Origin of the sequence: Pseudoalteromonas piscicida, from assembly GCF_002744175.1 — a bacterium.
Lineage (GTDB): Bacteria > Pseudomonadota > Gammaproteobacteria > Enterobacterales > Alteromonadaceae > Pseudoalteromonas > Pseudoalteromonas piscicida_B.
The window spans coordinates 1-1,431 of sequence record NZ_NKHF01000118.1 but is presented as its reverse complement, the minus strand read 5'-3'; the positions used below and the strand labels follow the sequence as shown (position 1 = coordinate 1,431).

Sequence of the window (1,431 nt, the reverse complement as noted above, 5' to 3'; positions counted from 1 at the left end):
TGTGAAATCACAGACGAGTGGTTAGATATTTATAATTATGAGCGACCTCATGATTCACTAGGTGATATGACACCGATTGGTTATCTTGAGGCTGCATAGAATTCTACGAAATAGCTGTACTAAATTGGGTGGAGTTACACGTGGACTAAATTTAGAGACAAGATCCTCAAACCTGTTGTCGCTATAGCCATTACGATCTATACAGGAGGAGCTGCACTAGCAGCGGGTGGCTGGACAGGATTAGGTATCGCAATGGCAGGTGGTGCAGCATCTGGCTATGTTATGACTGGCTCGCTTAAAGGTGCATTAACTGGTGCGTTCAGTGCGGCAGCATTTTATGGGGTAGGGTCCTATTTCCAAGGAGCAATGGAAGCAAATAAGCTTAAAGAAGGCTTAGAAGTCTTGGAAAATGGATTAACAACAGCGCAATTTGCAGGGAAGATAGCAGCACATGCAATAGCAGGTGGTGTTATGTCTGACCTCAATGGTGGTAAATTCGGGCATGGTTTCTGGGCTGCTGGCGTTACGCAAGCTGCGGGTCTTAAAATCGATGGAATTGATGGAGCATCTAAGTTTAGTCCTGCAAGAATAATCGCAGCAGCAACTTTAGGAGGAACTGTTTCTAAACTTTCTGGTGGTAAGTTTGCAAATGGTGCTTTTACAGCTGCATTTTCTCGGGCATTTAATGATGAGTTACACTTTAATGGTAATAAGCTTAGTTGGATCGATGATGATGGTAAGGTTGTAAAAGAGTGGGCAGCTGTATCTGGAAGACCTGGATCTACGACGGAAGATCAATCTGTTGAAGATTATGGACCTATCCCTGAAGGTGAATATGTCCTAGATGCAAATAACTTACAGAATTGGAGCGATGTCCTAGGTTTAGATAAAGCACTAGCTTATATAGGAAGAGGGCCTTGGCCTGGAGGCACTTCATCATGGGGTGAAAGCAGAGTTTGGGCTACCCCTATCGCTGGTAGCAATACTTTCGGACGTAGTGGTTTTTCAATTCACGGAGGTAGTACACCTGGTTCTGCTGGCTGTGTTGACTTAACTATTAATATGAATAGCTTCACCCAGCAGTTCAATACATATTTCCAGCAGAATCAATTTCAACAAAACATATTGTTAAAAGTAGATTATTAATATGAAACTTATTAAATTATTTTTTTTGGTTGCAGCTATACTTTTACTTTTGTTAGGTGGGTTGAGTGTGTTTAGTTACTTAGTAAAGCCAGATTCTTACAAATTTGGCACAGAGGTTGGGGGGATCTTATATAGATCCTCAAATCATTACTTGTTTTTTAATACGTCGATATCCACTCTTTCATTGTTTACATTAGTTTTAGTTGTTGTTGATAAGATTAGACAATCCGCCCTATTTTTGTTTTTGGCAGCGATTTTAGCACTTGTCAGTTTGGCGTATTGATC

The 1,431-nt window shown here is 40.9% G+C and carries 2 protein-coding genes; both read left to right on the top strand.

Features of this window, described 5'->3' with window-relative positions:
• Window positions 1-6 precede the first annotated feature (6 nt).
• The gene (locus tag CEX98_RS23645; RefSeq protein WP_416348748.1) at window positions 7-99 is read left to right on the top strand and encodes an integrase core domain-containing protein; all 93 of its coding nucleotides are present in this window, start codon (window positions 7-9) and stop codon (window positions 97-99) included.
• 153 nt (window positions 100-252) lie between these two features.
• The gene (locus CEX98_RS21975; protein ID WP_099644116.1) at window positions 253-1,146 is read left to right on the top strand and encodes a L,D-transpeptidase; all 894 of its coding nucleotides are present in this window, start codon (window positions 253-255) and stop codon (window positions 1,144-1,146) included.
• The last annotated feature ends 285 nt before the right edge of the window (window positions 1,147-1,431 follow it).